Source organism: Kribbella sp. VKM Ac-2568, assembly GCF_004345365.1.
Lineage (GTDB): Bacteria > Actinomycetota > Actinomycetes > Propionibacteriales > Kribbellaceae > Kribbella > Kribbella orskensis.
Map to the genome: position 1 here is coordinate 34,640 of NZ_SLVF01000015.1, position 20,930 is coordinate 55,569.

Consider the following 20,930-nt stretch of genomic DNA (forward strand, 5'->3'; position numbering starts at 1 on the left):
GACCAAGAGCGCGACGTACCCGAGAAGTGCGGCTGGGAAGGGGGCCTCCGGCAACCGCTGGAGGCCCCCTTCGAAGACGTGTCGAACTGTCGGCGCGACGACCAAGCCGATGCCTGTAGGTTCCACGGTTTGAGGTAGCAAACTGCCCGGACAGTATGCCGCCGTGGCGGGGCAGTCGAGGCTCATTCCGCAGATTGCAGCAAGCTGCAGTTCAGCCGGTACCAGTCACTCCGGTGCTGCGACTAGGAAGCTGCTGAAAGGGAGGCGGCTACTGCGTAGCCTAGGACGGCGGATAGGGCGGCGTAGTCGGTGGCCTTTTGTTGTGCTTCGGGGATCATTGAGCTGATCAGCATTACTAGGAGGGCGCCGGCCGCGAAGCCGTCGATGACGCCTTCGAAGCGGTCGCCTCCTACTTGGGAGAGGCCGTAGCCGCCGAGCGTTGCCAGTACGCAGACGAGGGCCACGAGGGTCCAGCCGATGAGGATGGTGCGGGTGCTCCTGCCGGCTTGCTTCATGTCGGTGGAGGAGCCGATGGACTCGGGGAGGTTCGAGACAAAGATGGCAACGAGCAGGGCGACGCTGATGCCCTGACCGGCGGCCAGGCCGATGCCGAGTACTGCTTGCTCGGGGATCCCGTCCAGCATGGCGCCGAGCGCGAGGGGGAGACCGGCCGCCGTACCGCCGGAACGGCCGCCGATCCGGGCGACCAGCCGGTCACCGAAGAAGAAGGCCAGCGCGCCGAGGGCCAGGCCGATGCCCACAGCTAGACCGCCGGAGGCCTCGAATCCCTCCTGCGCGAGTTCGAACGAGACGCTCGAGATCAGCGCGCCCGCGCCGAATCCGAGGACGCAACCGATCACCCGGTCGCTCCAGTTCCGTACGACGCCGAGGACTGCCCCGATGACCAGGGAGGAGGCAGCCACCGCACCCCAAAGCACCGCAGCCCACATAGACACGGACCCTATCGCCCCAGAACTCGATGTCTCAGAGGCAAGTCCGCGAGCCACTCCAGGGTTCGACCAGGGACATCGACGGGCGCGAACGGGACCGGCCGGTCAGAAGGTGGAGGCAGGCAAATCCGCCGCTTTGAGGGAGGCAACGTGACGAGTGAGGCAGACAGGACAGCACCGGTCGACCCGACCGCTCAATTCACCGTTGACGAGGTCTTGCCGTCGTACTGGAGGGTGACCTTCGAGAACGGCCCGGTGAATTTGGTCGATCCCGACTCCGTCGAGCAGCTTGCTCAGCTGGTCACCCGGATCGAGGAGTCGCCCGCCTTGACAGTTGTCGTCTTCGACAGCGCGAACCCGGACTACTTCATGGCGCACTGGGACCTGAAGTCCGACCGGGCGCGAGTGGCGGCAATGGTGCCCGGTCCGACCGGACTGCACCCGTATGTGGACAACCTGATCAGACTCAGCAAGGTTCCCGCTGTCACCGTCTCCGCGATCCGGGGACGTGCACGAGGAGCCGGCAGCGAGTTCGTGCTCGCGACCGACATCCGCTTCGCCGGCGACAAGGCGATCCTCGGTCAGTTCGAGGTGGGCCTCGGGTCGGTGCCCGGAGGTGGACCGATGGCGCGGCTCGCCCGGTTGGTCGGCCGTGGGCGGGCGGCGGAGATCCTCCTCGGTGCCGATGACTTCCCTGCGGAACTCGCTGAGCGGTACGGGTACGTCAATCGCGTGCTGCCGGACGGGGAACTAGCCGTGTTCGTCGACGCGTTCGCGCGACGGATCGCCGGGTTCGACAAGGTAGCCGTCACCGGCACGAAGGCTCTGCTCGATGTGGCGTCCCTGCCGCCGGATGAGGAGTTCGGTCCGGGTCTTGCGGCCTTCTTCCGCACCTCCGGTCGCCCCGAGAACGCGGCGATAGTGCGCTATCTGTTCGAAAACGGCCTGCAGACTTCGACCGGAGTGGAGCGCGACCTCGGACGCGTTGTCGGCAGCTATTCGAATTCGCCGGACTAGCCGGTGAACAGACCCCAGCGGCTAGGGCGTGTCTCCCAATTCCCTGCGTGCTGTGCGGCACTCGGCACGGCACCTCGCCGCACTGGAGCAAAGGCCACGATGGAAAAACATCGAGACCTTCACTCCAGCACGCCGAGCTACCGCACCGAGCACCTGCTCGCGACTGCAGGGAATTGGGAGACACGCCCTAGCCGAAGGTGAAGGCGAAGACCTCGACGCCGGGGTCGAGGAAGGTGATCTCGAAGGTGCGGTCGGCGACGGTCTCAGGCTGGCGGATCAGCTGGTACAGCCGCTGTTCGACGACCGTGCCGCGACCGTCGGCGTCCACATCACCTCCGTGCGCGTCGCCCGGTGGCTGCCCGTCGAGGAGGACGCGGAACGGTACGGCGGTGCCGGCTGCCGGCCTCATGACCATGTGGAGGTCGCGGGCGTGGAACCGGTAGACGACCTGCCCCTCGGCCGTGTTCAGCCTGGGGGCATGGGGTCGCATCGTCCAATCACCCGACAAGGCCCAGCGGTTGAGCCTCAGCTCCGGCGGTACGGCGTACGAATGAGGCTTGTCCTGTACGACGCCGCCGGGTGAGGCGAAACTCTCGGTGCGGTAGTACCCGGCGTAGGTCTCCGGGGTTCTCAAGGTGTCCCAGTCGGCTGGTGCCTCCAGACCGTCGCCCTCGACCGATACCAAAGAGTCGCTCGTGGAGGATCCAGCCTCGGCCAGGAGTTGCTGGATGACCGTCTCCGACCGCTCGTACTCGCCTTCCCCGAAGTGGTGATGCCGGATCCGCCCCTCCGCGTCGGCGAAGTACAGAGCAGGCCAGTAGTGATTGTCGAACGCTTGCCAGACCGCGTAGTCGCTGTCGATCGCGACCGGGTAGTCGACACGAAGGTCCCGCACCGCCCGGTTGACGTTGCCGGCATCCTGCTCGAACGGGAACTCAGGCGTGTGTACGCCGACCACCACCAGCCCCTGCTCGGAGTACTTCTCGGCCCACGCGCGCACATACGGAAGCTGGCGGAGCCAGTTGATGCACGTATAGGTCCAGAAGTCGATAACAACCACCTTCCCGCGCAGCCCGGCCGCACTCAGCGCCGGCGAGTTGAGCCACCCCGTCGCACCGTCGAAGGACGGCAACTCACCCTCGACAGGCAGCCGATCCGAGTCCTTGCGAAGCCAGGCAGGCACGCGCCGCTGTCCGCTCATGACAAGACCTTTCCTCGGGAACAACCTCACAGTCGCACGCCGCCCCGGCGCCTCGCACCAGTGAGACGCCCTGGGACAGACACCGGCCGAGCCGGTGTCAGCGGCGTTTGCGGGCTGCGGTACGGCGGAACGGTGGGGCTGAGGTGGCCCGGAGGACGAGGTGGGTGGGGAGGACGACCTCTGGCGGCGGGGTGGAGGTGGGGGAGGCCAGGGACTCTAGGAGGAGGTGGGCGGCGGTGGTGCCTTGAGTGTGGGGGGATTGAGCGACTGTGGTCAGGTCCATGAGCTGGGACATTTCGTGGTTGTCGATGCCTACGACCGACATTTGGTGGGGTACTGCGAGGCCGGCGCGGCGGAGGGCCCAGAGGGCGCCCATGGCCAGTTCGTCGTACTCGGCGAAAACGGCGGTGGGGAGTACGGAGCCGGACAGGAGTTGGGCCATTGCGATGCCGCCTCCGTCGAGGCCGTAGGGGCCCGCGACGCTGAGGTTGTCGTCGATCGAGAGTCCGGCGGCTTCGAGAGCCAGGCGGTAGCCGTGGTGGCGGAGCTCGGACGAGACGAAGCCGAAGTCGGGGTCGTCGGGAACGCCGGCGATGAAGGCGATGCGCTCGTGGCCCTGGTGGATGAGGTGGTTGACCGCGGTCTGGGCGGCCGCGATCTCGTCGATGCGAACGGACGGTACTCCGGGCACGGGGGAGCCGACGCTCACGAGGGGGATGTCCAGGGCGCGTAGGGCCAGGGTGTGCTCGTCGGTGAGGGGCATCGAGAGGGTGAGGATGCCGTCCACTCGACGAGCCAGCGGCATCCGCTCGAAGAAGCGGTCCCGGTCGGCGGCGCTGCCGAGGTGGTACAGGATCACGTCGTAGCCGGACTCCCGCAGTACGTCGGTCACGCCGGCGACGACGGTGCTGAAGAACCAGCGCGTGATGAAGGGGACGACCACCGCGACGGCCCGGGTCCGGCCTGAGGCGAGGCCGGAGGCCTGGGGCGAGGCGACATACGAGAGCTCCCGGGCGGCGTCCAGCACTCGCTGGCGGGTCTCGGGCGCGACCTTGGACTGCCCGCGTAGTGACCGGGAGACGGTCGCGGGGGAGACGCCGGCCAGCGCCGCGACATCGAGGATGCCGGGCCGGTCGCCAGTCGGCGGCCGGCGGATGTCAGCGTTCACGACTCAACCTCCCCACGAGGGTCATCATCAATGAAAACGCTTCCACGAAGAATTTCTCCACATGGTACTGCGCGAACAGCCCTTCTAAATAAGAGATCGACAAGTCAAGCGCGACACGCCCTTGTCAGCAAAAGTGACCCATGCCACACTGCGCAGTGAAAACGCTTTTACCGACTCCCGCCAGCGGCGACCGTCAGCGTCCGCCCCGACCCGAGTCCCGGTCGAGTACTGAGTCGCGTACTGAGGAGGACCCCTTGACTGCGAATGTGATCGTCACGGTGGAGCGGCAGTTCGACTTCCCTCGGGAACAGGTCTTCCGGGCCTGGACCGACCCACTGGAACTGGTCCGATGGCGTGGTTCCCCGGGCTGGCACGTGGAGCTGGACAGCGTGCGAGGTGAGCTGAAACTCGGCGGCCGCCACTACCACGTCAAAGTGCGTGACGCCGATCCCACCACCCGCGTCGGCACCGACGGCGTCTACACCGAGTACTTCGATCCCGACGTCTTCGTGTCGCGCGAGCGGATCACGGGCGATCCCGGCATCGATCCCGACGTACCGCTCGAACTGCGGGTGGAGTTCTCCAAGACCGGCCGGGACGGAACGCTGGTCCGGGTGATCCAGGGCCCGTACGAACCCGACGTCGCCGGCTGGCACGGCGAGGGCTGGGAGAAGGAGCTCGGCCGGCTCAACGACTTCCTCGTCACGACTGGCCGGCAGGAGGTCAGCTCATGAGTTCCACCGAGCAGCGCTCGAGCTTGCAGCACACCGCGATCATCCGGCAGAAGCCGCTGATGACCATGAACCAGATCCTGCTGATGAACCTCGGGTTCTTCGGCATCCAGTACAGCTTCGGCATGCAGCAGACCGCGGTGAACCCGGTCTACGAGTTCCTCGGCGCCGATCCCGCCGACCTGCCGATCCTCAACCTGGCCGGACCGATCACCGGTCTGCTCATCCAGCCCCTGATCGGCGCCCTCTCGGACCGGACCTGGAGTCCCCGGTGGGGCCGGCGCAAGCCGTTCTTCCTGATCGGGGCCCTGGGCTGCAGCATCTGCCTTTTCCTGTTCCCGTTCGTCACGGCGGTCTGGATGGCCGTGCTGCTGCTCTGGCTGCTGGACGCGAGCAACAACACCGCGATGGAGCCGTACCGCGCGTTCATCGCCGACAAGTTGCCGCCGTCCCAGCTGGGCAAGGGTTTCCTGGCCCAGTCGTTCTTCACCGGCCTGGGCATCACGCTCGCCAACATCTCGCTGTACGTCTTCCAGCAGTTCATCGAGGGCGGCACCAAGGCCGGCATCCCGTACTGGGTGCTCGGGTCGTTCATGCTCGGTGCGGTCTGCTCGATCGGAACGGTCCTCGTCTCGGTGCTCACCACCCCCGAGATCCCGCCGAGTGCGGATGAGCTCGCCGCGCTCCGGGCGAAGAAGGGCGGCTTCGGTACTGCGATCAAGGAGATCGTCGAGGCGATCGTCGAGATGCCGCCGGAGCTCCGCAAGCTCGGCCTCGTCTACCTGTTCCAGTGGTACGGCATGGTCTGCTACTGGCAGTTCGTCGCGCTGTCCATCGCCAAGTCGGTCTTCCCGCCGACCGATCAGGGCAAGGAGGACGCCGTCGCGTGGAGCGGCCTGGTCAACGGCTGGTACAACATCGTCACCTTCAGCGTCGCGTTCGCACTGGTCGCCTTCGCACGTCGGCGCGGCGCCAAGGTGGTGCACTGCGTCTGCCTGATGCTGGCCGCGATCGGCCTGCTGGTCTTCCCGTCGATCGAGAACAAGTACCTGCTGTTCATCCCGATCATCGGTCTCGGCATCGCCTGGGCCTCGATCATGGGCGTGCCCTACATCATGGCGGTCCGGATGATCCCCTCGACCCGGTACGGCGTCTACATGGGCATCATCAACATGATGATCGTGGTCCCGATGCTGATCCAGTCCGTCACCTTCGGATGGATCTACACCAACGTCCTCGGCGACAACCCCAACAACGCGATCCGGTTCGCCGGCATCCTGCTCGGGCTGGCCGGCGCCACCATGCTGTGGATCAAGGAACCGCCGATGGTCCGGGACGTCGACGAGGTCAGCTACATGCCGTCGGCCGGGCACTGAGGAGGATCGCCATGACCATGAAGGACTACCGCACGATCGTCGTCGGGACGGACGGCTCGGAACTCGCCGAGCCGGTGGTCGCCCGAGCCGCCTGGCTCGCCGTACGCGACGATGCCGACCTGGTCGTCGTCTGCGCGTTCGCCGAGTTGTCCCGCCGGACCGAGGCCATGAATGTGGCCACCCTCGGCGGCGACACCCGCACCGGCCAGGTACTGGGTCGCGAAGCCGCGGCCGTCGCCCTGGACAAGGCGATGGCGACCGCCAGGGCTGAGGGGGCGACGGTGTCCGCTGCCCTCCTGGTCGACGGTGAACCGTCCAAGGTGCTGATCGCCACCGCCGAGGAGCGCCACGCGGACCTCGTGGTACTCGGCGCCATTCATGACCGTTCGCTCGCTGACCGCCTGCTCGGGACGGTGGCCACGGAGGTGACCAAACGCGCTACCTGCGACGTGCTCGTCGTCCGGCCCACCGACGACAAGGGCGACCTCGAAGTTCCAGAGAACGCGCCCTAGTCCGTACTACGAGGAGACGGGAGGTCTGGTGATGGCGGACCAGGTCGAGCTGATCACGTACGCCGACCGGCTCGGGGGAGACCTCGCCGGTCTGCGCGAGGTACTGCGTGGACCGCTCGCGGGGCTCTTCGGCGGTGTCCACGTGCTGCCGTTCTTCCAGCCGTACGACGGGGCCGATGCCGGATTCGACCCGGAGGACCACGCCGAGGTGGATGAGCGGCTCGGCACCTGGGCGGACGTCGCCCGCCTGGCCGAGGAGTTCGACCTGATGGTCGACGTGATCGTCAACCACGTCTCGGCCAACTCCCGGGCTTTCCGGGACTGGCTCGCGAAGGGGGAGCATTCGGAGTACGGGGGGATGTTCCTGACCTTCGCGGGGGTCTTCCCGGACGGCGCGACCGAGGAGGTGCTGCTGCGCCTCTATCGGCCGCGCCCCGGGCTGCCGTTCACGCCGTACCAGTTCGCGGACGGCACCAGGCGGCTGGTCTGGACGACGTTCACGTCGCAGCAGATCGACGTCGACGTCCGGAACGCGATCACGCAGGAGTACCTCGTCAAGGTGCTCGACCGGTTGGCCGCGGCCGGCGTACGGCGGGTGCGTCTCGACGCGGTCGGGTACGCCGTGAAGACGCCGGGACTGACCTCGTTCATGACTCCCGAGACCTTCGCCTTCATCGACGAGATGACCGGGTGGTGCCGCGAGCGCGGACTCGAGGTACTGGTCGAGGTGCACTCCTACTACCGGCGGCAGCTCGAGATCGCTCAGCAGGTCGACCGGGTGTACGACTTCGCGCTCCCGCCGCTGGTGCTGCACGCGCTCACGGCCGCGGATGCCGATCCGCTGCTGGCCTGGATGGACCTGCGACCGGTCAACGCGGTCACCGTGCTGGACACCCACGACGGCATCGGCGTCATAGACGTCGGCGCTGACGGGCCTCGCCCCGGGCTGCTGGCGCCCGAGCAGATCGACCGGCTGGTCGAGGCGATTCACAAGAGCAGCGGCGGGACCTCGCGGCAGGCCACCGGCGCGGCAGCCTCGAACGTCGACCTCTACCAGGTGAACTGCACCTTCTACGACGCGCTCGGCCGCGACGATGACCGCTACCTGCTGGCTCGCGCCCTGCAGCTCTTCGCGCCCGGCATCCCGCAGGTGTACTACGTGGGCCTCCTCGCCGGTACCAACGACATGGACTTGCTTGCCCGTAGCAACGTCGGCAGGGACGTCAACCGGCACTACTACACCCGCGAGGAGATTGACCTGGAGCTCCGACGCCCTGTGGTACAAGCACTGCTGGGGCTCATCCGGTTCCGCAACTCGCATCCCGCCTTCGGAGGGACGTGCACCGTCACCGGCGGCGGCCCACAGCTGACCATGACCTGGACCCACGCCGACGAGCGTGCGACCCTCGACGCCGCGCTCGAGACCGCGTCCGCAACCATCACCTGGACCGACGAAGACGGCATCCGAACAGCCGCGCTTGACCAACTCCCTGAAGCTGCCAGGTTCTCAGGAGACCTCCAGAGCTTCGGAGACTGAGGTCGGCAAAGTCGCGGCGACGATGAACCTGTCCTGATCGGAGCCGGCGTCCAGGTGGCCTCCGACGAGTCGGGCGCGTTCCTGTAGCCCGTACAGGCCCCTACCTGTCGAGAGCTGTCGTGTCTCGGAGGGCCGCGCGCCGGTGACGTGGTTCGAGATACGGAGGCTGAGCTGGTTCGGCGTCCAGCCCACGGCGAGCTCGATCCGGGCAGCGGGCTCGCCGTGTTTGACAGCGTTCGTCAGGGACTCCTGCGCGATTCGGTGCGCCGCGAGGCGGATGCTGGGGTCGAGTTCCGTCGGCGTTCCTGTGACCACCAGCGCGACCTCGTGGCCGCTGTCGCCGACCTGCGCGATCAGTTGCCGAACCCCTGGAAGTAGGTCGGGGATCTCACCAGAACCGGCGGACTCCGTTTCCAGAGGTCCGCTGCCGGTCTCCTCGATCAGCGTCAGCATCCTCCGGAGTTCGTTGATGGCCTGCTGGCTGAGCCGGCCGATCGAGTCCATGGACTGAGTCGCGCGGGCCGGATCGCGGTCCATCACCCGAGCGGCGCCGGCCGCCTGGATGGCGATCAGGCTGATCGAATGCGCCACGATGTCGTGGAGCTCGCGAGCGATCCGCTGCCTCTCCGCCTTCACCGCTTCAGCCGCGAGGGCCGCTCGCGAAGCTTCCAGGTACTCCGCGCGCTGCCGTGCTGCCGAGCTCCGTCGCCCCGCGGCCCACGTCGCGAGGTCGAGCAACACGAACACCGTCGCCACTGCGACCACTGCGAATGGGCGTGGTCCGGGCCCGGACAGCGTCGCTTCGTAGGCGGTCGAGACCGCATTCGCCGCGAGGGTTGCGGCCAAGCACTGAAGGGCTCGCCGCCGACTGCTCCACGCCGCTGCCGTGTAGAGGGCGACGAGCAAGGTGAGTAGTGGTCGCGTGCCGATGACCACGGTGCAGAGGATCGAGTAGCCGCTGAGAATGAGGCTGACAGCAACGGGTGCCCGCCTGCGGAAGGCCAGCAACGGCACCGCGACGGCTCCTGCCTCGATGATCACGGCCGCGGGGATCCCGGTCCCCGCCCAGCCGTACCGATCGGGATCGTCCGACAGTTGCGAGAAGAGCGCGATGTCCACGCCCGCCGCGACGACCGCGACCAGCCAATCACGCGCCGACGGCACGGTCAGTCCCAGCGAAAGATCCGGCAGAGCCCATCCGTCACCGACTGCACGTCAGACACCGTCGCCCGAAAAGACTGCGGTACCGCGGTCTCCGGCGCGGCGGCGGGTGCTGGTGAGGTGGTCGCCATCGGGGCGCCGGCTTGCACAGGTGCGAACCGTGAGAAACCTCCCAGGGACTGCCTGACATTTCGCGATGTGGTCAATTCCTGTGCCAACTGGGCTGCGGCGACGCTCGAGTCCGGGGCCGACAGAGTGGGAGGAGCTGTCAGCGTGATGGCGCCCACGTTGGTGTCCAGGTCGGCACCTTGAAAACCGAAGATGTCGACCTTCCGCGGTGTGCACCACACGGTCCGTGCAGAGGCTCCGTCGTTGACAGCGACGGCGAACGGTGTCGAGTAGCCCAACGAGGCGGGCCACGGCGCGACCAGGGCGACGAGCGCGGGCGGGCCATTGTCCTGAGGCACCCGGACGACGACGCCGCCGGTACCGCTGACAGGTCCCGCCGAGTCGTAGAGCACGACCCGCGGTGCTTCGGCATCTCCTGAATCGACGGTCACGACTTCCTCCCCCCGGCTGACACAGGCCCATCGTGGCACTGCGCGAGGCCCGGGAACAGGCGCGAGGACCGCGTTAATCACTGCCGGAAATCCCCAGGCACGGCGATGAAAAGTCACCTGCTGGACGTGACGCGGTCCTCGCTCCGATCCTGTGCGGGATCGGGGCGAGGACCACGGTTCGCAGTACGACGGAGATCAGCGCCAGACCTGGATCTTCACCAGGAAGGAGCCATCGCCGTTGCCCGGGCGGTCGTCGTTGATGCGGAACGACAGGCGGGTCCGGCCCGGGCCGAGGGTGGCGTTCTGGTAGGTGCGGCGCATGCCCTCGCCGATCCAGAAGTAGCCGTCCTCGGCGGTCATGCCGAGCACACCGAAGGGTGCGGCGCCCGGCAAGGGGGAGTCGTTGTTCGCCGACCACCCCGGCCAGCCGTTCGGTCCGTTGCGACCGGTGAACCAGACGCCGGCCCAGATCGAGCCGCTGACGCTGATGTCGACCCAGTCCCCGTTCTGCAGTTCGACGTTCGCGTCGACGTCGGAGTCGAACTCCCTGATGGTGACGTACTTGTCCACGACGAGAGCCATGATGGTCCCTCCCTCTTCGAGACCTCGCGGGCTGCGAGATCGATCACCCCGAGAGTGGGCTTCCGGGTCGGTCCCGGTCGTCTGCCGGAAGGCAGAACCTCGGCTCTGCCTCCAGACAGAGCGATCAGGCCGTCGGACAAGGCAATCAGTCCGGCAGGTTGGGCGATCAGTACGGCAGGCAGGGCGATCAGGCGCGGGAGCGGACCAGGTCGTGCCGGTAGGCGAACGCGATCGCCTGGGCGCGATCGCGCACACCGAGCTTGGTGAGGATGTGGGAGACGTGGGTCTTCACTGTGCCCACCTCGATCACCAGCCGCGCGGCAAGCTCCTGGTTCGACAGCCCCTCGGCCGCCAGCAGCAGCACTTCCCGCTCCTTGGGCGTCAACCGCCCGACCTCCGGCGGCTCACGCGAGGCGGCGGTCTGGTCGCGTCCGTAGCTCTCCACCAGCAGGCGGACGATCCGCGGCTCCAGCGCCACATCGCCACGAGCGACAGTCCGGATCGCGCTGACCAGATCGGTGGCAGTCCGCGACTTCAGGACGAAGCCGGCGGCGCCCGCGCGCAACGACGCCCATACGGCTTCATCCAGGTCGAACGACGTCAACATCACCACTGCCGGCGCGCCCAATCCCATCCGCGCCCGCAGTGTCGCCGTCGCCTCGATGCCGTCCGTGCCAGGCATCCGAACATCCATCAGTACTACGTCCGGCCGCAGCCGGGCCGCCTCGACGACGGCGGCTGATCCGTCGGAGCACTCTCCGACGATGTCCAGGTCCGGCTCGGCCGAGAGGACCATCGCGATGCCGGAACGCACCAGGTCCTCGTCGTCGACGACGAGGACCCGGATGCTCACGTGAACTCCTTGGCGGCAGGATTCGCCTCAGTGTGGCACAGGCGCAGCCGCCATCAACCCCCAGAAGATCCCTTTCAGTCCTGCGTCCAGGTGAAGGTGACGACGTCACCGGGCAGCAACAGATCCAGGCTGCCGACCGAGAAGATGTCGGCCCAGATGCCGAGGAACTTGGGCTTGCGAAAGGTGAGTTGCTGGTGGTTCTGCACCTGCTGCGACCAGAGCCCGTTCTCGGCCGAGCCATGAGCCGGCGCCGTGACGGTCCACTCGCCGCCGGTGCCGTCGCGCAGTACGAAGGCCTTGTCCCAGCCGCACTCGTCGACGAGCCGGAAGGCGACCACGCTGGGGTCGGTGGCGCCGCGGTCGACGTGCCAGCTGACCAGGTCGCCTTCAGCGCTGGCGAACACGCCGTCAGCCTTGCCGGCCCAGTCGGTCGCCACGTCCTGGACGTGCCGGGTAGAGGGGATCACCACGCCCGGAGCCAGCAGGCCGTACAGGGGATAGGTGAGGAAGACCCCCTGCCCCTTGTCGGACATGCGGATGGCCTGCACCTCCCAGGCGACATGCAGGGCGAGCGCGGCCGCGACGATCGGCGAGGCGAAGGCGCTGACTCCCAGCGCCGCCAGTTTCGCGCCGATCGCCTTGACGTCGGTCGAGGTACTGAGGAACGAGACCAGATCCTGGGTCTCCTGGTGATCCAGCTCCATGAGAAGTCCATAGGGCTGTTCGGTGATGGTCGGCATGAGTGCCTCCGAGATGTGCTCCGCCGCCAGGACGGATGCCGGAACCTCCGACCCCTCCAAGCTCGTCTCCACCCCGCCCACCCACGTCAGCCCACAGTCCTAACCCCACCTCTATCCAAAGGCAGAGACTCCACCGGTCAGCCGTCGCTCGCGACTGGCTGAAGGCGCGCGACGGCAGGCGGGGGTGACGGTACGGCGGGTCGCGCGGGGGGTCAGGAGACGGCGGCTGCGGAGATTCGGGCGGGGGAGGCGGTGGAGTCGCGGATGATCAGGCGGGTGGCCAGTTCGACGTGGTGCGAGTCGACCTTTTCGCCGGCGGCCAGTTGGAGGGCGGTGCGGAGGGCTACGGCTCCCATCTCGCGGATCGGCTGCTTCACCGTGGTGAGCTGGGGTGAGGCGAGCCGGGCGACCTGGGTGTCGTCGAAGCCGACGATGCTGAGGTCCTCGGGCACGCGGAGACCCCGGGCGCGGGCCGCTTCCATCGCGCCGAGGGCGACCTCGTCGCTGCCGGCGAAGATCGCGGTTGGTGGTTCGGGGAGGTCGAGCAGAGCCGCCCCGCCCGCCAGGCCGTCGGCGTACAGGAACTCGCGCAACCACACGTAGTCCTTGGGGACCGGCGCGCCCGCCGCTTCCATGGCGCCGCGGAAGCCGTTCATGCGGGCCTGGTTGCAGCCCGAGGTCGGGGGACCGCCGAGGTACGCGATCCTGCGGTGGCCCAGCGACAGCAGATGCTGCGTCGCCGCCATGCCGCCGGCGAAGTTCGTCGAGCCGACACTCGTCACGTCGGGCTGCGCGATGTTCAACGGATCGACCACGACCAGGGGCAATCGGGCCCGCGAGAGAGCGGCAAGATCCGCGGCGGTCAGGTCGCTGGTGATGCCGATGGCCGCGCGTCGGTTCGACGCGGTCAGGTCCCGGATCCACTGCGCCGCCCGGCCAGTACTGCGTGCCTGCGGCCGGGGCGGGCGCGAACTCAGCACGATGTCGACCTCAGCCGATTGGCCCGCCTCGAGCACTCCCTGGATGACCTCGATCGAGTAGCTGTTCACGACGCCCTGGAAGAACAGTTCGAGCGTGGCCCGCTCGACCGGCTCCGGCCTGCGCCCGACGTACTCGTGCTCGCGGAGGACCTCCTGCACCCGCGCGCGGGTGGACTCGGAGACGTCGCTGCGCCCGTTGAGCACCTTGGAGACAGTCGCGACCGACACGCCCGCGGAGCTGGCGACCGTGGCCAGGGTGACGCGGCTTCTCAAGGGCGGCACCTCCTCACGCTCCTCCTCCGGCTCTGGAGGCCTCGCCGGTGATCGGCGTCAGGTCGACTGGGGTCACCATCGTACGATCGTGACCGACTGCTCGCACATTTCCGGTCAGCCGCACGGTGCCGCGGCACGGCAGGTCCGCCGACGAGGTGCCGACCAGTACTTCGAGCTCGCCGGGCTCGACGATCCGGACCAGGTCGGCCCCGGTGTACGCAGTACGGTCCGTGTGGACGCGGAACGAGACATCCATCGCCTCGCCCGGCTCCAGCGAGACCCGCGCGAAGCCGGTCAGCAGCTTCAGCGGCCGGGCGACCTGGGCGACCAGGTCGTGCAGGTACAGCTGAACGACCTCGTCACCGGCCCGGGCGCCGGTGTTGCGGAGCCGGACGGTCGCAGTGAACTCGCCGTCGGTCGGTACTTCGGTCGCGCTGAGGCGCAGGTCGTCGACCTCGAAGGTCGTGTAGGAGGAGCCGAATCCGAAGGGGTACAGCGGAACCACGTCGAGACCGCTGATGCCGGCGCTCTCCACACTGCCGAGCGCGGGCTGCAGGTAGGTGCCGGGCTGGCCGCCAACGTGCCGGGGGATCTGGACCGGCAGCTTGCCACCGGGCACCACCCGCCCGCTGAGCACACCGGCGATCGCGGCGCCGCCTTCCTGGCCGGGGATGAAGGCCTGGACGAGGCCTGCCAGGCGGTCCGCGAAATCACCCAGGGCGTAGGGCCGGCCGGAGACGACCACCACGACGACCGGCGTACCGGTGTCGAGAAGTTGGGTGAGCAGATCGGCCTGGACGCCGGGGAGGCGCAGGTCTTCGGCGTCGCACCCCTCGCCCGAGGAGCCGTGTCCGAACAGGCCGGATAGGTCGCCGACGTACGCGATGCAGAGCTCCGCACCGCGAGCCGCTTCGACGGCCGCGGCAATACCGGACCGGTCTTGCCCAAGGACGGTGCAGCCCTGCTCGTGCACGAGTTCGACGCCCTCGAGCTCCTGGCGGAGCGCGTCGACCCCGCTCTGTACGTCGATTCCCAGCCCGCGGTCGGGGTAGCGCGGCAGGACGTGGTTGGGGAAGGCGTAGCAGCCCATGAAGGTCTTGGGATCGCCCGAGCAGGGCCCGACGACAGCGACTCGTTGCAGTGCGGGCCGATCCTCGCCGAGCAGCGGCAGCGTCGAGCCGGCGTCGAGCAGTACCACGGAGCGCTCCGCCAGTTCGCGGGCGATGGCGCGGTTGTCCGGCGAGTCGAGGCCCACTTCGCCTTGCTGGACAGAGTCCTTGGGGCTCCAGTCCGGGTCGAGCAGGCCGAGTTCCACCTTCTGCAGCAGCAGGCGCCGGGCGGCGCGATCGACGAGATCCTCCGAGAGCTCACCGGACCTGACTCGCTCGACCAGACCCGGGCCGAAGCCGATCGTGTCCGGGAGTTCGACATCGGTACCGGCGGTGAGCGCCAACGCGCCGGCGCCGTCGGTGTCAGCGGCGACGTGGTGCATCGTGGCGAGGAACGGCACGGCCCAGTAGTCGGAGACGACCGTGCCGGTGAATCCCCACTCGTCGCGGAGCAGCTTGGTGAACAGCCACGGGTCGGCGCCCGCGGGGAGGCCGTCGATGTCGGAGTACGAGCTCATCACCGAGCTCGCGCCGGCCGTCGCGATCGCCGTCTCGAACGTCGGCAGGATGATGTCGAGCAGCTCGCGGCGGCCCATCGACACGGGTCCGTGGTTGCGTGCGGCCCGCGACGCGGAGTACCCCGCGAAGTGCTTCAGCGTCGCGAGCACCCCGGCACCCTGCAGGCCTCGCACGTACGCCGAACCGAGCATCGCGACGAGGTACGGGTCCTCGCCGATCGTCTCCTCCACCCGGCCCCACCGGTAGTCGCGGACGACGTCGAGCACGGGGGAGAGGCCCTGGTGGACACCGACGGCGGCCATGTCCCGCCCGATCGCGGCGGCCATCCGTTCCACCAGGGCCGGGTCGAAGGTGGCTCCCCAGGCGAGCGCCGTCGGGTAGACGGTCGCGCCGTACGTCGTGAAGCCGGTCAGGCATTCCTCGTGGACCAGCGCGGGGACACCGAGCCGCGATCCCTCGAGGACGACCTCGTGCTGGCGGATGAGTTCCGCCGTACCCTCCTCGACCGTGAGCGGGACGCTGCCCCAGACGCGGGTGAGGTGGCCGAGTCCGTGGCGGCTCGCGTCCTCCAGCGAGAGGCTCCCGCCGGCCGCGAAGACGTCCTGCATCGGGGCGACGTTGATCGCCTCCTCGGCGGGGACCTCGACGTCGGCCATGTCGTTGCCGGCCCAGCGGCTGCCGAGCTGGGCTACCTTCTCCTCCAGCGTCATGGCCTGCAGGAGAAGATCGGTCCGCTGCTCCGCGGTCAGCGCGGTGTTCTGCCACGGGCGGTCGCCGGCAGCCGGCGCGGAGGTAGAGGTCGTCACGAAAGTCTCCCTGTTATTCGATCGTTACAGCCGAGAAGTATCGAAAGTTTTCGACCTTTTCGCGTGGTCTGATCGTAACCCGGGAGGTTCGCTGATCCCGGCACATTTTCCTGATGATTGAGCACATCTGCGCTCACACTGTGCCTCTGTCACGGCTTGGATTCAAGGTCTTGACAGCGTCCCCAGCGAAACCTACGTTACGAAACATAGTTTTAACCGGCAGGTGCTTCCGCTACCTCGTGGAGCCGTCGGCGAGGGGGCGGCCCAGGCCGTGCCGATGGCCGTCGCACCTGGAAAAACCACGCGCCGTGGAGTGGTCCACGGCCACGGAGTACGGAGATCACGGTGGATCCCATCACGACATCCCGGCGCAATTTCCTTCGCTTCACCGCCGGCGCTGCCGGACTCGCCGCCGGTCTCAGCGCCTGCGGCACGTCCGGCCCGCAGAGTTCCGGCGGCAGTTCCACGGGGGGCACGACAGCGAGTGGCGCCTCTTACTGGTTCCTCACCGGCGCGCCTCAGGAGGCCATCCGCGACGCGCAGGTCAAGCGCTTCAACGACGCGAACTCGGGCACCCAGATCAAGACCACCAAGTTCCAGAACGACGCCTTCAAGCAGAAGATCAAGACGGCGATCGGGGCCGGCCAGGCGCCGACGCTGATCTGGGGCTGGGGCGGTGGCGGCCTGAAGAGCTACGTCGACGCCAACCAGGTCGAGGACCTGACCGGCTGGTTCGGCCAGAACGCCGAACTGAAGAACGGGATCTTCCCGTCCGCGTTCGGCGCGGCCACCGTGAGCAGCAAGATCTACGCGATGCCGGTCGAGACGACCACGCCGATCGTGTTGTTCTACGACAAGCGCTCCTTCGAGAAGATCGGCGCCGAGCCTCCGAAGTCGTGGGGCGACATCATGAACCTGGTGCCGAAATTCAACGAGAAGGGCATCGCGCCGTTCTCGCTCGGCGGCCAGTCCCGCTGGACCAACATGATGTGGCTGGAGTTCCTGTTCGACCGGATCGGCGGTCCGGAGGTCTTCCAGAACATCTTCGACGGCAAGGCCGACGGCTGGAACGACCCGGCGGCGATCCAGGCGCTGACCGAGGTACAGAACCTGGTGAAGGCGAACGGGTTCATCAAGGGCTTCTCCTCGATCACGGCCGACTCCAACGCGGACCAGGCCCTGCTCTTCACCGGCAAGGCCGCGATGATGCTGCACGGCGCCTGGACCTACGGCAACATGAAGACCTCCGGCGGTGACTTCGTCACCGGTGGCCACCTCGGGTACATGAACTTCCCGCCGGTCGACGGCGGCAAGGGCGATCCGAGCAACACGGTCGGCAACCCGGGTCAGTACCTGTCGATCTCGTCGAAGGCGACCGACGGGGAGAAGGAGACCGCGAAGAAGTTCCTGGCCAACAACACCCTCGACGACGCGTCGGTGGACGCGTGGGTCAAGTCGGGCAACATCCCGGTCGTGAAGAGCGCGAAGGACAAGCTCTCCTCGGTCAGCGACGAGAACGACAAGGCCTGGCTGAACTTCGTCTACGACACCTCGGCCAACGCCAAGAGCTTCGCGCAGTCGTGGGACCAGGCACTCAGCCCGGCCGCCGCGGAGACGCTGCTCGACAACATCGCCAAGCTGTTCCAGCTTTCGGTCACCCCGCAGCAGTTCGCGAGCAACATGAACGCGGTGATCGGGAAGTGACGGCGGTCGTTCCGCCCGGCGCGCAGGCCGTGGGTCGATCCTCAGCCACTGGCGCCGGGCGGAGCGGCCCGGTGGCCTGGATGGTGCTGCCCGCCCTGGTGATGTTCACGGTGTTCGGCGTCGTGCCGCTGGTCGGCGTGCTCGTGCTGAGCTTCACCCAGTGGGACGGTCTCGGCCCGATCAACCCTGCCGGCGTGTCGAACTGGCAGGCCGCGCTCAAGGATCCGGGGCTCTACCACGCGCTGTGGGTCACCTTCGAGATCATGATCCTGTCCTGGCTGGTCCAGACTCCGATGAGCCTGCTGCTCGGGGTGTTCCTGGCCGGCCGGCAGCGGTACCGCGCGTTCCTCGCCGTCCTCTTCTTCATCCCGCTGCTGCTCAGCTCGACGGCGATCGCGATCACCTACAAGGCGCTGCTCGACCCGAACTTCGGCCTCGGCCCCGGCCTGCACCTGGAGCTGCTGACCAAGGACTGGCTCGGCGACGCCAAGCTCGCCATCGCGGTGATCATCTTCATCGTGTCCTGGCAGTTCATCCCGTTCCACTCGCTCATCTACCAAGGCGGTGTCCGGCAGATCCCGACGTCGATGTACGAGGCGGCCGCGATCGACGGCGCCGGGCGGGTGCGGCAGTTCTTCAGCATCACGGTGCCGCAGCTGAAGTACACGATCATCACCTCGTCGACGCTGATGGTGGTTGGGTCGCTGACCTTCTTCGACCTGATCTTCGTGCTGACCGCAGGCGGTCCCGGCGACTCGACCCGGGTGCTCGCGCTGCTCATGTATCAGCAGGGGTTCCAGGCGAACCAGATGGGACTGGCCAGCGTGATCGCGGTCGTCATCGTCCTGCTCGGCCTGGTCCTCGCGCTGCTGCTCCGCCGGCTCGGTGGCAGCCTGACGACCAGCCAGATGGAAGGAATGTGACATGGCCGTGGTGACCAGCGAAACGCGGGCGACGACGGCCCGGCCGGCCGGTGGTGGTGGCGGCGTGCCGGTGGGGCGCAAGCTGCTCCGGATGAACTGGCTCGGCGGGACCGCGGGCTGGGTCTGGCTGCTGATCGTGATGGTCCCGCTGTACTGGGTCGTCGTCACCAGCTTCAAAGCCCAGAGCGTGTACTACCTCCACAACCCGCTCTCACTGCCGACGGACCCGACGCTGGACAACTACCGACTGGTGATCGAGTCCGATTTCCCGCGGTTCTTCCTGAACAGCGTGATCGTTGCCGCCGGCACCGTGATCCCGGCGGGCGCGATCGCGTTCATGGCGGCGTACGCGATCGTCCGCGGCGCCGGCAGCCGGTTCCTCGCCCTGACGAACGGGCTGTTCCTGATGGGGCTGGCGATCCCGCTGCAGGCGACGATCATCCCGGTCTACCTGCTGATCATCAAGATGCAGCTCTACGACAGCCTGCTGGCGCTGATGCTGCCGTCGATCGCGTTCGCGATCCCGCTTTCGGTGCTGGTGCTGACCAACTTCATCCGCGACGTGCCCAAGGAACTGTTCGAGTCCATGCGGGTCGACGGCGCCACCGAGTGGGGGATGTTGCGGACGCTCGCGCTGCCGCTCACGCGACCCGCGCTCGTCACCGTCGGCATCTACAACGGTCTCGCGGTCTGGAACGGCTTCCTGCTGCCGCTGATCCTGACCCAGAGCCCGGACAAGCGGACCCTGCCGCTCGGACTGTGGACATTCCAGGGCCAGTACTCCGTGAACGTGCCGGCCGTACTGGCGTCGGTCGTGCTGAGCACGTTGCCGATCGTCATCCTCTACGCGATCGGGCGGCGGCAACTGCTGAGCGGTCTCACCGCCGGGTTCAGCAAATGACCTCCCCTGTGTGACTCCCCGCGGAGGCAGCGCCGCCTTCGTCGCTACAGCCCCAAGAAATGAGGAACATCCCATGACCGATGCCGACTTCGAACCCACCCGTGAGGACAAGTTCTCCTTCGGTCTGTGGACGGTCGGCTGGCAAGGTGTCGACGTGTTCGGCGGTGCGGTGCGGCCGGTGCTCGACCCGGCCGAGGCAGTGCACAAGCTGAGCGAGCTCGGCGCCTACGGCATCACCTTCCACGACAACGACGTGTTCCCGTTCGGCAGTACGGCCGCGGAGCGCGACGCCCACCTGAAGCCGTTCCGCGCGGCCCTGGAGGAGACCGGCCTCGCCGTACCGATGGTGACGACGAACCTGTTCTCCCACCCGGTCTTCCGGGACGGCGGGTTCACCAACAACGACCGCGACGTACGCCGGTACGCGATCCGCAAGACCGCCGACCAGCTCGACCTGGCCGCCGAGCTGGGGGCGGAGACGTTCGTCGCCTGGGGTGGTCGCGAGGGCGCGGAGTCCGGCGCCGCCAAGGACATCCGGTCCGCGCTCGATCGGTACAAGGAAGCGTTCGACATCCTCGGGTCGTACGCGATCGAGCAGGGCTACGACATCCGGTTCGCGATCGAGCCGAAGCCGAACGAGCCGCGCGGCGACATCCTGCTGCCGACGATCGGTCACGCTCTGGCCTTCATCAATGAGCTCGAGCACTCGGAGCGGGTCGGCCTCAACCCCGAGGTCGGGCACGAGGAGATGGCCGGACTCAACTACGCGCACGGCCTTGCTCAGGCGTTGTGGCACGGCAAGCTGTTCCACGCCGACCTCAACGGTCAGACCGGCCCGCGCTTCGACCAGGACCTGCGGTTCGGTGCGGGCAACGCGCGCGGTGCGTTCTGGACGGTCGACATCCTGGAGCACGGTGGCTACGAAGGCCCGCGGCACTTCGACTTCAAGCCTCCGCGCACCGAGGACATGGACGGCGTCTGGGCGTCGGCCGCCGGCTGCATGACCAATTACCTGATCCTGCGTGACAAGGTGCGGGCGTTCCGCGCTGATCCCGCTGTCCAGCAGGCGCTGGCCGACGCCCGGGTGGACCAGCTCGCGCAGCCTTCGCTCGCGGCCGGCGAGACGGTGGCGACCCTGCGGGCCGAGGACTTCGACCCCGAGGAAGCCGGCCGCCGCGGCATGGCCTTCGAGCAGCTGGACCAGCTCGCCCTGGAGTACCTGTACGGCGTACGCGGCTGACGTGCGACAGAAGGGCCGGTGTCCGTCGTGGACACCGGCCCTTCTTCTCGTACTGCGTTATGCCGGGGTGCTCAGCACCTGACCAGG

19 protein-coding genes are annotated in these 20,930 nt (G+C 67.7%); 9 read left to right on the forward strand and 10 right to left on the reverse strand.

The window, feature by feature from the left end; translation table 11 throughout:
• Positions 1–242: 242 nt before the first annotated feature.
• On the reverse strand, positions 243–950 hold the full coding sequence (locus EV648_RS34835; protein ID WP_132299444.1) for a ZIP family metal transporter: 708 nt from the start codon (positions 948–950) through the stop codon (positions 243–245).
• 150 nt (positions 951–1,100) lie between these two features.
• Here EV648_RS34835 and EV648_RS34840 point away from each other — a divergent pair, with 150 nt between their 5' ends.
• Entirely contained in the window at positions 1,101–1,967 is an 867-nt protein-coding gene (locus EV648_RS34840) for an enoyl-CoA hydratase/isomerase family protein (RefSeq protein ID WP_132299446.1), read from the forward strand.
• A 187-nt stretch (positions 1,968–2,154) separates the two neighbouring features.
• Here the strand turns inward: EV648_RS34840 and EV648_RS34845 are convergent, their stop codons facing one another.
• Both EV648_RS34845 and EV648_RS34850 read right to left on the reverse strand, forming a co-directional pair.
• On the reverse strand, positions 2,155–3,168 hold the full coding sequence (locus EV648_RS34845) for a thioredoxin family protein (RefSeq protein ID WP_132299448.1): 1,014 nt from the start codon (positions 3,166–3,168) through the stop codon (positions 2,155–2,157).
• 97 nt (positions 3,169–3,265) lie between these two features.
• Positions 3,266–4,336, reverse strand: a complete 1,071-nt coding sequence (locus EV648_RS34850) for a LacI family DNA-binding transcriptional regulator (protein ID WP_241995909.1) — start codon at positions 4,334–4,336, stop codon at positions 3,266–3,268.
• A 254-nt stretch (positions 4,337–4,590) separates the two neighbouring features.
• Between EV648_RS34850 and EV648_RS34855 the strand changes: the two genes are divergently transcribed.
• Genes EV648_RS34855 through gtfA form a run of 4 tightly spaced genes read left to right on the forward strand, consistent with a single transcriptional unit; the run spans position 4,591 to position 8,492 of the window.
• A complete protein-coding gene (locus EV648_RS34855; protein WP_132194067.1) occupies positions 4,591–5,070 on the forward strand; it encodes an SRPBCC domain-containing protein in 480 nt (159 codons plus the stop codon).
• Positions 5,067–6,443: an MFS transporter gene (locus EV648_RS34860; RefSeq protein WP_132299450.1), complete on the forward strand. Its 1,377-nt coding sequence runs from the start codon at positions 5,067–5,069 to the stop codon at positions 6,441–6,443. Before EV648_RS34855 ends, EV648_RS34860 begins: the two co-directional genes overlap by 4 nt.
• A gap of 11 nt (positions 6,444–6,454) precedes the next feature.
• Positions 6,455–6,955, forward strand: coding sequence for a universal stress protein (locus EV648_RS34865; RefSeq protein WP_199234987.1), 501 nt, complete (start codon positions 6,455–6,457; stop codon positions 6,953–6,955).
• A 31-nt stretch (positions 6,956–6,986) separates the two neighbouring features.
• Complete coding sequence (gtfA, locus tag EV648_RS34870) at positions 6,987–8,492, forward strand: sucrose phosphorylase (RefSeq protein ID WP_132299452.1); 1,506 nt, start codon at positions 6,987–6,989, stop codon at positions 8,490–8,492.
• Here the strand turns inward: gtfA and EV648_RS34875 are convergent.
• From EV648_RS34875 to EV648_RS34905, 7 genes are all read right to left on the reverse strand, one after another.
• A complete protein-coding gene (locus EV648_RS34875; RefSeq protein ID WP_158294154.1) occupies positions 8,463–9,656 on the reverse strand; it encodes a sensor histidine kinase in 1,194 nt (397 codons plus the stop codon). The two genes, gtfA and EV648_RS34875, sit on opposite strands and share 30 nt — an antisense overlap.
• A gap of 2 nt (positions 9,657–9,658) precedes the next feature.
• Positions 9,659–10,213, reverse strand: a complete 555-nt coding sequence (locus EV648_RS34880) for a hypothetical protein (RefSeq protein WP_132299456.1) — start codon at positions 10,211–10,213, stop codon at positions 9,659–9,661.
• A 195-nt stretch (positions 10,214–10,408) separates the two neighbouring features.
• The gene (locus EV648_RS34885; protein ID WP_132299458.1) at positions 10,409–10,795 is read right to left on the reverse strand and encodes a hypothetical protein; all 387 of its coding nucleotides are present in this window, start codon (positions 10,793–10,795) and stop codon (positions 10,409–10,411) included.
• A 187-nt stretch (positions 10,796–10,982) separates the two neighbouring features.
• Positions 10,983–11,591: a response regulator transcription factor gene (locus EV648_RS34890; RefSeq protein ID WP_199235001.1), complete on the reverse strand. Its 609-nt coding sequence runs from the start codon at positions 11,589–11,591 to the stop codon at positions 10,983–10,985.
• A gap of 131 nt (positions 11,592–11,722) precedes the next feature.
• Positions 11,723–12,460 (reverse strand): hypothetical protein, encoded by a 738-nt coding sequence (locus EV648_RS34895; RefSeq protein ID WP_132299462.1) that lies wholly within the window; start codon positions 12,458–12,460, stop codon positions 11,723–11,725.
• A gap of 140 nt (positions 12,461–12,600) precedes the next feature.
• Positions 12,601–13,650 (reverse strand): LacI family DNA-binding transcriptional regulator, encoded by a 1,050-nt coding sequence (locus tag EV648_RS34900; protein ID WP_132299464.1) that lies wholly within the window; start codon positions 13,648–13,650, stop codon positions 12,601–12,603.
• A gap of 4 nt (positions 13,651–13,654) precedes the next feature.
• Positions 13,655–16,075, reverse strand: a complete 2,421-nt coding sequence (locus tag EV648_RS34905) for a glycoside hydrolase family 3 N-terminal domain-containing protein (RefSeq protein ID WP_199234988.1) — start codon at positions 16,073–16,075, stop codon at positions 13,655–13,657.
• Positions 16,076–16,420: 345 nt separating this feature from the next.
• On the opposite strand from EV648_RS34905, the gene EV648_RS34910 reads away from it, so the two are divergent.
• From EV648_RS34910 to xylA, 4 genes are all read left to right on the forward strand, one after another.
• Positions 16,421–17,779, forward strand: a complete 1,359-nt coding sequence (locus EV648_RS34910; protein WP_241995911.1) for an extracellular solute-binding protein — start codon at positions 16,421–16,423, stop codon at positions 17,777–17,779.
• An 80-nt stretch (positions 17,780–17,859) separates the two neighbouring features.
• Positions 17,860–18,702, forward strand: a complete 843-nt coding sequence (locus EV648_RS34915) for a carbohydrate ABC transporter permease (protein ID WP_132299734.1) — start codon at positions 17,860–17,862, stop codon at positions 18,700–18,702.
• A 1-nt stretch (position 18,703) separates the two neighbouring features.
• The gene (locus EV648_RS34920) at positions 18,704–19,603 is read left to right on the forward strand and encodes a carbohydrate ABC transporter permease (protein WP_132299466.1); all 900 of its coding nucleotides are present in this window, start codon (positions 18,704–18,706) and stop codon (positions 19,601–19,603) included.
• Positions 19,604–19,676: 73 nt separating this feature from the next.
• A complete protein-coding gene (gene xylA / locus EV648_RS34925; protein ID WP_132299468.1) occupies positions 19,677–20,843 on the forward strand; it encodes a xylose isomerase in 1,167 nt (388 codons plus the stop codon).
• The last annotated feature ends 87 nt before the right edge of the window (positions 20,844–20,930 follow it).

Bases quoted from the DNA above. Each gene is read 5' to 3' on its own strand.
- EV648_RS34835 (WP_132299444.1), bottom strand. From the start codon at position 950: ATGTGGGCTGCGGTGCTTTGGGGTGCGGTGGCTGCCTCCTCCCTGGTC.
- EV648_RS34845 (WP_132299448.1), bottom strand. From the start codon at position 3,168: ATGAGCGGACAGCGGCGCGTGCCTGCCTGGCTTCGCAAGGACTCGGAT.
- EV648_RS34860 (WP_132299450.1), top strand. From the start codon at position 5,067: ATGAGTTCCACCGAGCAGCGCTCGAGCTTGCAGCACACCGCGATCATC.
- EV648_RS34865 (WP_199234987.1), top strand. From the start codon at position 6,455: ATGACCATGAAGGACTACCGCACGATCGTCGTCGGGACGGACGGCTCG.
- gtfA (WP_132299452.1), top strand. From the start codon at position 6,987: ATGGCGGACCAGGTCGAGCTGATCACGTACGCCGACCGGCTCGGGGGA.
- EV648_RS34885 (WP_132299458.1), bottom strand. From the start codon at position 10,795: ATGGCTCTCGTCGTGGACAAGTACGTCACCATCAGGGAGTTCGACTCC.
- EV648_RS34890 (WP_199235001.1), bottom strand. From the start codon at position 11,591: ATGGTCCTCTCGGCCGAGCCGGACCTGGACATCGTCGGAGAGTGCTCC.
- EV648_RS34915 (WP_132299734.1), top strand. From the start codon at position 17,860: ATGGTGCTGCCCGCCCTGGTGATGTTCACGGTGTTCGGCGTCGTGCCG.
- EV648_RS34920 (WP_132299466.1), top strand. From the start codon at position 18,704: ATGGCCGTGGTGACCAGCGAAACGCGGGCGACGACGGCCCGGCCGGCC.
- xylA (WP_132299468.1), top strand. From the start codon at position 19,677: ATGACCGATGCCGACTTCGAACCCACCCGTGAGGACAAGTTCTCCTTC.